This window comes from Halobacillus sp. (assembly GCF_049282395.1).
GTDB lineage: Bacteria > Bacillota > Bacilli > Bacillales > Halobacillaceae > Halobacillus.
In genome coordinates, this window is record NZ_JBAPTY010000236.1 from 1 (window position 1) to 2,662 (window position 2,662).

At 43.5% G+C, this 2,662-nt stretch carries 3 protein-coding genes; 2 read left to right on the forward strand and 1 reads right to left on the reverse strand.

Annotation, left to right across the window (positions count from 1 at the left end; all coding sequences use genetic code 11):
• Nucleotides 1-278: cation:dicarboxylate symporter family transporter (locus WAM07_RS10260; protein ID WP_422166568.1), on the reverse strand; the 278-nt coding region annotated here is incomplete at its 3' end.
• A gap of 469 nt (nt 279-747) precedes the next feature.
• Between WAM07_RS10260 and WAM07_RS10265 the strand changes: the two genes are divergently transcribed.
• Nucleotides 748-2,181, forward strand: coding sequence for an NAD(P)H-binding protein (locus WAM07_RS10265; RefSeq protein ID WP_422166570.1), 1,434 nt, complete (start codon nt 748-750; stop codon nt 2,179-2,181).
• A gap of 86 nt (nt 2,182-2,267) precedes the next feature.
• Entirely contained in the window at nt 2,268-2,441 is a 174-nt protein-coding gene (locus tag WAM07_RS10270) for a hypothetical protein (RefSeq protein WP_422166572.1), read from the forward strand.
• The last annotated feature ends 221 nt before the right edge of the window (nt 2,442-2,662 follow it).

The following is a 2,662-nucleotide window of genomic DNA, read 5'->3' on the forward strand; positions in this document are numbered from 1 at the left end:
ATAATCGCAAAAGCAGAGGTACCTAAATAGTAAAGAAATACCTTTCCTCCCATTCTTCCAAGATTGCCAATATTCGTCTGGTTTACCCCGACAATCAGGGTCAGTAAGATTAATGGAATAATGATAAACCGAAGCAGACGAAGCAATAGATCACCAAACGGAGCTAAAACAGAAGCGTCTTCTCCAAAAATAAGTCCGATAATAATACCAAGAATAAGAGCGGCGGTGATTTTTTTAATTAGAGACGTTTGCACGTATTTGTTCCACAATGATTTCATCGTGTACCTCCTTTATTCAGCAGGCGGTTGCCTGTTTTAATCCTGACTAAAATACTACATATTACCTGAATACAATAAGACATTGCACCATATGTGTCAAAACTAATGCTTTTCAATGGAATTCGAAGCTTTTAGGAGGCTCATGTAAGAGTATAACCATAAAGGGTTTACGACATGAGTGGCCCTGTTAATAATCAAGCACCTGTGTGTATTTTTTTGTTCTTTTAACAGGTAAGGTCACGATACTGTCAGACTCAGTTGCGGACCTGCATGATGCCTGTCCTCTGGAAAGCGTTGCTGTCTTAGTTCACTCCTCCCTTTTTTGATAACGGATTCGAATGATCTCCAAATTGATTCTCTCCTCAATGAAACTCTAAGAAAGAGTATCCACACCAGCCTATCCAAAAGTTACTTTCAGGTAATAAAAGGGAATTCAGTTTATATGGAATTAAATAAGGAGAGGATCGTTTTGCCAAATCAAAGACCTGTAGTTGCTCTTACGGGAGCGAGTGGTTATATAGGAAATAATCTAATGGATAAGTTGACCGAACACGCGGATATCATTGCTTTATCAAGAAGCGGAGATAATAAAGAGGACAGTGAAAACGTGACATGGCGCTCCTGTGACCTCTACTCTATGGCAGACGCTGAGAAAGGGCTTGAGGGAGCGGACATTGCCGTGTACCTTGTGCATTCCATGATGCCTGGAGCTAAGCTGACTCAGGGATCTTTTCAGGACATGGACGTTATTCTAGCGGATAACTTTGCCCAGGCAGCTAAAAAGCAAGGGGTTAAACAGATCATTTACTTAAGTGGAATCATTCCGAAGAGTTCTAAATCTTTATCGAGGCATCTAAAAAGCAGGCAGGAAGTCGACCAGATCCTACGTTCTTATGGTGTTCCAGTCACCACAATCAGAGCAGGACTTATCGTAGGTCCAAAAGGATCCTCATTTCCAATTCTGAGAAAATTGGTGAAGAGACTGCCGGTTATGCTTCTGCCGAAATGGACCAAGACAGAAACGCATCCTGTCGCTTTACCAGATGTATTGAATGCACTTGATCAAAGTGTGGACAAAGAGGAATTAAAAGACCGGTCGATTGATGTAGGCGGTCCGGAAGTCATGACGTACCGGTCCATGATGCTGAAAACCGCTCAAGTGATGGGGAGAAACCCGAAGCTGTTCGATCTTCCGTTTATGACGGTGAGATTATCACGCTTATGGGTAACTTTAGTGGCCGGTGCACCTAAGGAAATTGCTTATCCGCTGATTGAAAGTCTTACGCATCCGATGACGACGCACCCGGAGAATGAAGTGCCTGGGATCAGCCGGGGTTCGATAACATTTGAAGAAGCAGCAAGGGATGCGCTTGAAAAGGAAAAACAAAGTGAAGGAAAAAGCACTAAAAAAACACCGAACCTGGATATTCAGCATGACGTCCGTTCCGTTCAGCGAATTATTGTTCCCGCTGGTAAAGATGCCAATTGGGTAGCCCAGCATTATGTGAAATGGCTGGAAGACAAATTGAATCCGTGGATTACCACAACCGTAGATGAGAATTTAAATTGTCGCATCGGCTTTTCCTTTTCAGACTCGTCCCTGCTGAAGATGAGTTACTCTCATGAGCGGAGCACGTCGAGCCGTGCGCTTTATTACATTACGGGGGGCGGTCTTTCGGACAACCAGAAGAATATGAGAGGGCGGATGGAGTTCAGGCAGATCCCCGGGACTCACGAAGCCATTGTGGCTATTCATGATTTCATGCCATCTCTTCCGTGGTTCTTCTATAAGTACACGCAGGCTAAAGTCCATTTGCTGGTCATGGCCATGTTCAGCAAACACTTAGAGCGGATGGAAGATCGTTCGCAGGAAGATGTGAACAGGAACTTTATTACGGAATAGCCCTCCTTCCAATTCTCATGTATAAATGATCCTGAATTTCAAAGCCTAAACCGAAGAGGCAATTATTTTGAAAGGGTGATCATCAAATGAGTAAGAAGGACAAAAAGCCGGATAATCAGTTTAAAGAAAATAAAAACAAAGGCGAGAAAAGAAACGGCCGGCTGGCTCAGTTCAAAAACCATAGTACGGAGTTTGGGATGGCTGACAATGAATATATCGATAAAGACCGATTACCAGATCGGGATCCATCTGACATGTAAAGAGGGCGTAGGCCCTCTTTTTTTTAGTAGGCTCTGATAAAGTTTATTGTTGATTTTTCATAAGAGGCTTATTACGCAAAAGGGCCGTTTAGTTGAAGACTCAGTTTCGAGATAATTTGGATCCGTTGCCGAAAATTTGATAAGGGAGGCTGCGGAAACAACTCGCTTTCCTGCGGGGGAACTGGCAAGCCTCCTCAGTCGTTAACACTCCTTGTGGGGTC